This window comes from Aeromonas sp. ZOR0002 (genome assembly GCF_963866995.1).
In the GTDB taxonomy this organism is placed as follows: domain Bacteria; phylum Pseudomonadota; class Gammaproteobacteria; order Enterobacterales; family Aeromonadaceae; genus Aeromonas; species Aeromonas caviae.
In genome coordinates this window covers 1-5,712 of record NZ_CAWMFQ010000110.1, presented here as the reverse complement: position 1 = coordinate 5,712, position 5,712 = coordinate 1, and the positions used below count along the sequence as shown (strand labels likewise).

The 5,712-nt window shown below is 60.2% G+C and carries 6 protein-coding genes and 1 pseudogene; all 7 read left to right on the top strand.

The annotated features are described in order from the left end of the window. Positions 1-524, top strand: a pseudogene (locus AACR77_RS06380) (DNA mismatch repair endonuclease MutL); the annotation flags it as partial. A gap of 92 nt (positions 525-616) precedes the next feature. Further along, entirely contained in the window at positions 617-1,534 is a 918-nt protein-coding gene (gene miaA / locus AACR77_RS06375) for a tRNA (adenosine(37)-N6)-dimethylallyltransferase MiaA (RefSeq protein WP_081999402.1), read from the top strand. A 72-nt stretch (positions 1,535-1,606) separates the two neighbouring features. Continuing rightward, positions 1,607-1,870, top strand: a complete 264-nt coding sequence (hfq, locus tag AACR77_RS06370) for an RNA chaperone Hfq (RefSeq protein ID WP_011704864.1) — start codon at positions 1,607-1,609, stop codon at positions 1,868-1,870. A gap of 63 nt (positions 1,871-1,933) precedes the next feature. After that, on the top strand, positions 1,934-3,220 hold the full coding sequence (gene hflX / locus AACR77_RS06365; RefSeq protein WP_010673194.1) for a ribosome rescue GTPase HflX: 1,287 nt from the start codon (positions 1,934-1,936) through the stop codon (positions 3,218-3,220). A 93-nt stretch (positions 3,221-3,313) separates the two neighbouring features. Then, a complete protein-coding gene (hflK, locus tag AACR77_RS06360; RefSeq protein WP_010673195.1) occupies positions 3,314-4,465 on the top strand; it encodes an FtsH protease activity modulator HflK in 1,152 nt (383 codons plus the stop codon). A 3-nt stretch (positions 4,466-4,468) separates the two neighbouring features. Then, entirely contained in the window at positions 4,469-5,353 is an 885-nt protein-coding gene (gene hflC / locus AACR77_RS06355) for a protease modulator HflC (protein WP_010673196.1), read from the top strand. A gap of 84 nt (positions 5,354-5,437) precedes the next feature. Further along, positions 5,438-5,626, top strand: a complete 189-nt coding sequence (locus AACR77_RS06350) for a DUF2065 domain-containing protein (RefSeq protein WP_010673197.1) — start codon at positions 5,438-5,440, stop codon at positions 5,624-5,626. Positions 5,627-5,712 lie beyond the last annotated feature (86 nt).

Genomic DNA, 5,712 nt, shown 5'->3' with positions numbered 1-5,712 from the left:
TGCTGATGGAGCGTCAGGGGCAGCTGGCGCTGCTCTCCCTGGTGCGCGCCGAGCGTCTGTTGTTGCGCCACTGGCTGCTGGATGCCTGGGGCCAGGGGTTGGCGGCCCAGCCTCTGCTGCTGCCGGTCTCCTTCAAGCTGCCGAAAAACCTGGTCGCCCTGGTGGAGGAGCGGGAACGCCTGCTCAAACGCATGGGGCTGGAGTTGAAAAGCGGGGGACGCGACACCATGATCCTGACTCGGGTGCCCGCCCTGCTGCGCCAGACCGATCTGGCCCGCCTCTTACCCGAATTGTTGCAACTGGTCGAGAGCGGATCTGACAGTGATGCCGACACGCAGGCTGGGGTACTATGCCAGTGGTTGGTGGAACAAGGCATAAGTGCCGAAAAAATATACGATTTTGCCACTGCCACCCGGTTGTTGAGGGAACTTGTTGCCGATTTCAGTGACCAACTGGCAGACGTTCGCATGGTACGCCCGTTGTCGCTGGCGAACGTGCTGGCCGAGTTTGCCGATGGCAACTGACGGCGTCTCGTCGTCTGTTGCATCCATATGACCAGTTTTATGCCGGCTCGCCCGTGAAGGGGCGGCCGAAGGGAGTGTTTAACGTGGCTGACTTGCCGACTGCAATTTTTCTGATGGGGCCGACGGCCTCCGGCAAGACGGATCTCGCCATTGAACTGTGCCAGGCCCTGCCCTGCGACATTATCAGCGTGGACTCCGCGCTCATCTATCGCGGCATGGACATAGGCACCGCCAAGCCGACGCCAGCCGAGCTGGCGCAGGCCCCGCACCGGCTGATCGATATCCTGGATCCCGCCTTGAGCTATTCGGCGGCGGATTTTTGCAAGGATGCCCTGCGGGAGATGAAAGAGATCGCCGACCGTGGCCGCACTCCGCTGCTGGTGGGCGGCACCATGCTCTATTTCAAGGCACTGCTGGAGGGGCTTTCTCCGCTGCCTTCCGCCGATCCTGCCGTGCGGGCCGGCATCGAGGAAGAGGCTGCCCGCCTCGGCTGGCAGGCGCTGCACGACGAACTGGTACGCATCGACCCGGTGGCCGGTGCCCGCATCCACCCCAACGATCCCCAGCGCCTGTGCCGGGCGCTCGAGGTTTACCGCATCAGCGGCAAGACCCTCACCGAGCTGACCCAGGTGCAGGGAGAGGGGCTGCCCTACCGGGCGCTGCAGTTTGCCATCGCGCCGAGGGATCGGGCCGTGCTGCATCAGCGCATCGAACAGCGGTTTGACAAGATGCTGGGCAGCGGCTTCGAGCAGGAGGTCAGGGCGCTTTACGAGCGGGGGGATCTCACCCCGGATCTTCCCTCCATTCGCTGCGTGGGATACCGCCAAATGTGGGACTACCTGGCGGGGGAAGTGGAGTATGATGAGATGCGTTATCGCGGCATTGTTGCCACCCGCCAGTTGGCCAAGCGTCAGATGACCTGGTTGCGCGGTTGGCCTGATGTGACCTGGTTGGAATCTGGTGAGTCTGGCAATCTGGCCAGGGTCGTCGCCCAAGCTGGTCCGGCTTGACACTCCTGTATAATCAGGTTGTTATATTGAATATCCGGTGTTTAAAAACAACAAACTATAAGGAAAAGAAAGATGGCTAAGGGGCAATCTCTCCAAGACCCGTTTTTGAATGCGCTGCGCCGTGAGCGTATTCCTGTTTCTATCTATTTGGTGAACGGCATCAAACTGCAGGGTCAGATCGAATCGTTTGACCAGTTTGTCATTCTGCTGAAGAACACCGTGAGCCAGATGGTCTACAAGCACGCCATTTCCACCGTGGTGCCGGCCCGTGCTGTCAACCATCACCAGCACGCCCCGGGCGCCGCCGGTGAAGAGCAGGGTGAAGCCGAGGCGTGATATCCTGCGGCGAGTTCACTCGCCAACTCAGATCCATCATGATACCTGTCAAGGAGCAAGCGCTTGTTTGACCGTTACGAAGCTGGTGAACAGGCCGTTCTGGTACATGTCAACTTCAGCGATGAGGGCGAGCGGGAGGATCTGGACGAGCTCAAGATGCTGGTGAGCTCGGCCGGGGTCAATGCACTGGGGGTGATCACCACCAGTCGCAGCGCACCCAGCGCCAAATTTTTTGTCGGCAGCGGCAAGGCGGAAGAGATCGCGTCCCAGGTCCAGATGCTGGACGCCGACGTGGTCATCTTCAACCATGCCCTGACCCCCGCCCAGGAGCGCAACCTGGAGCGTCTGTTCCAGTGCCGGGTCGTGGACAGAACAGGCCTTATCCTCGATATCTTCGCCCAGCGCGCCCGCACTCACGAAGGCAAGTTGCAGGTCGAACTGGCCCAGTTGCGCCATCTTTCCACTCGTCTGGTGCGAGGCTGGACCCACCTTGAGCGACAAAAGGGGGGGATCGGTCTGCGCGGCCCGGGTGAAACCCAGCTTGAAACCGACCGACGCCTGCTGCGTGAGCGCATCAAGGCCATTTTGCGCCGCCTCGACAAGGTGGCCAAGCAGCGGGAGCAGGGGCGCCGTGCCCGCAACCGCAACGAAGTGCCGACCGTTTCTCTGGTGGGGTATACCAACGCCGGAAAATCCACTTTGTTCAACCAACTTACAGATGCCAGCGTGTATGCTGCCGACCAATTGTTCGCAACCCTGGACCCCACCCTGCGCAAATTGGTGATCCAGGATGTGGGTGATGTGATCCTGGCGGATACAGTTGGATTTATTCGGCACTTGCCCCATGATCTGGTCGCGGCCTTCAAGGCGACCCTGCAGGAGACTCGCGAAGCGGACCTGCTGCTGCACGTGGTGGACTGCGCCGATGAACAGATGCAGGAGAATATCGAGTCGGTCCAGCGTGTGCTGGCCGAGATCGAGGCGGATGACCGTCCCCAACTGATGATCTGCAACAAGATCGACAAGCTGGGGGATCGTCCGGCTGGTCTTGAACGGGATGAGGCTGGGCGACCGGTGCGAGTCTGGTTGTCGGCCCAGACTGGCGAGGGCAGTGAATACCTGTTCCAGGCACTGACTGAACTGCTGGCCGGCTCCATGGTGCATCACACCCTGCAACTGCCCCCTTCCGCCGCCAGACTGCGCAGTGCGCTCTATCGGCTGAAAGGTATCGAGCAGGAAGGTTTCAGCGAGGAGGGGGACTTTGTGCTGGAAGTTCGCCTGCAACTGGCTGACTGGAACCGCCTCATGAAACAAGAAGGTGAGAGTTTACAACGCTTTATCAGGCATTGATGGGTCGATGAACATAAATGGTTTGCTGATTTCATCGCTCCTCTGTGGCCCGATAGAGATGATATCCATCCGCATGTATTAATGGAGACGCTGATGGCTTGGAATGAGCCTGGTAACAATGGCAAAGACCGTGACCCCTGGGGGAACAACGGCAAGAATCAGGGCCCCCCTGATCTGGACGAGATGCTTCGCAAGGTGAGCCGTCGTTTTGGCGGTCTGCTCGGTGGTGGCAAATCCGGTGGTGGTGACGTCGGCAAGTTCGGCCTCTCCATCGCGCTGGTGGTGGCCGTGGTGGTATGGGTCGTCAGCGGCTTCTACACCATTCGCGAAGCCGAGCGGGGCGTGGTGCTGCGCTTTGGCGAATACTCCCACAACGTGGATCCCGGTCTGCGCTGGAAACCGACCTTCATCGACCGGGTGATCCCGGTGGACGTGGAATCGGTCCGTTCCCTGCCGGCGTCCGGTTTCATGCTGACCCAGGATGAGAACGTGGTGCGGGTCGAGATGGACGTGCAGTATCGTGTGGTCGATCCCGAGCAGTACCTGTTCAGCGTGACCAATGCAGACGAGAGCCTGAGCCAGGCCACCGACAGCGCCCTGCGCTACGTGGTGGGTCACACCCGGATGGACGATGTGCTGACCACGGGTCGTGAGAAGGTGCGTCAGGAAACCTGGCAGGTGATCGACAGCATCATCGAGCCCTATCAGATGGGTCTGCAGATCGTGGACGTCAACTTCCTGCCAGCGCGTCCGCCGGAAGAGGTGAAGGATGCGTTTGATGACGCCATCTCCGCCCAGGAAGATGAGCAGCGTTTCATCCGTGAAGCGGAAGCCTATGCCCGTGAAGTGGAGCCCAAGGCTCGTGGCCAGGTCAAACGTCTGGAGCAGGAGGCCGAAGCCTACAAGTCCCAGATCGTGTTGAAGGCCAAGGGTGAAGTCGCTCGCTTCAACGAGCTGCTGCCCCAGTATCAGGCCGCGCCCGAGCTGACCCGTGATCGTATCTACCTCGAAACCATGGAAGAGCTCTATCAGCAGGCCAACAAGGTGGTGGTCGACATGCCGGCTGGCAACAACAGCATGATCTATCTGCCGCTCGACAAGCTCTCTGGCAAGGCGAATGCCGTGCAACCGGCACGTCCTGCGGGCACCCCGGCAGTCGAGGCGGCGCAGCCGTCCAACGAAGGGGCCAACTCCACTCCGACCCCGCTGCGTGGCGGTGATCGTTTCAGCACAGGGAGAAACTGATAGATGAAAAAGCTAGCTATTGGTGTCATCGCTGTGGCCGCCATGGTCTGCTTCTCTTCCATCTTCATCGTCGATGAGGGACAGAAGGGGATAGTGGTGCAGTTTGGCAAGGTGAAACGGGTCGACTCCGGTGAACCGCGCCTGTACGAGCCGGGCCTGCACTTCAAGGTGCCGCTCATCGACCAGGTACGCAAGATGGATGCCCGCATCCAGACCCTGGAAGGCCAGGCGGATCGCTTCGTTACGTCCGAGAAGAAGGACCTCATCATCGACTCCTACGTGAAGTGGAAGATCGAGGACTTCTCCAAGTACTACCTGGCGACCGGTGGTGGCAACAAGATCCAGGCTGAAGACCTGCTCAAGCGCAAGATCAACAACGGCCTGCGTTCCGAGATCGGTAACCGCACCATCAAGGACATCGTCTCCGGCGAGCGCAGTACCGTGATGGAAGATGCCCTGATGAAGATGGCGCGCTCCTCCGAGCTCGGCATCAAGGTGGTGGATGTGCGCATCAAGCAGATCAACCTGCCGGTGGAAGTTTCCAGCTCCATCTATCAGCGGATGCGTGCCGAGCGGACCGCGGTTGCCCGTGAACACCGTTCACAGGGCCGCGAGCAGGCCGAGATCCTGCGTGCCGACATCGACCGCAAGGTGACCGTGATGATCGCCGACGCCGAGAGTAATGCCCGTCAGCTGCGTGGTGAAGGGGATGCCGAGGCCGCCAGGATCTATGCCGACAGCTACAAGAAAGACCCCGAGTTTTTCAGCTTCGTGCGCAGCATGGAGGCCTATCGCAAGAGCTTCGCCGGTGGCAACGACCTCATGGTCCTGAAACCGGACAGCGAGTTCTTCCGCTACCTCAAGTCGCCGCACGGCAACAAGCAGTAAACACGTGTTGATATGACCCAAGGGCCTGATGATTCAGGCCCTTTTGTTTGGCGGTCACAGACCGGCAGGGGATAAGGAGAGGTGATGCTGACATCCATGTTGATGGGGCTGGGGTTGCTGCTGCTCTTCGAAGGATTGGGGCCCTTGCTCGCTCCCAGGGCATGGCAGCAGATGCTGCGCCTGCTCGGGGAGTTGCCGCCGGAACAGCTGCGCCGCATCGGCGGCTGTCTGGTGGTGGCAGGTGGCGTCATCTTGTGGGCGTTGGCCCGTTAGAGCCTGTGTTGATACGACAGTGGCACGGGGAATTCGGACAATAAAAAAGGCTATGTCCCAATTACGTGTTGCATCGGGTGCCCTAG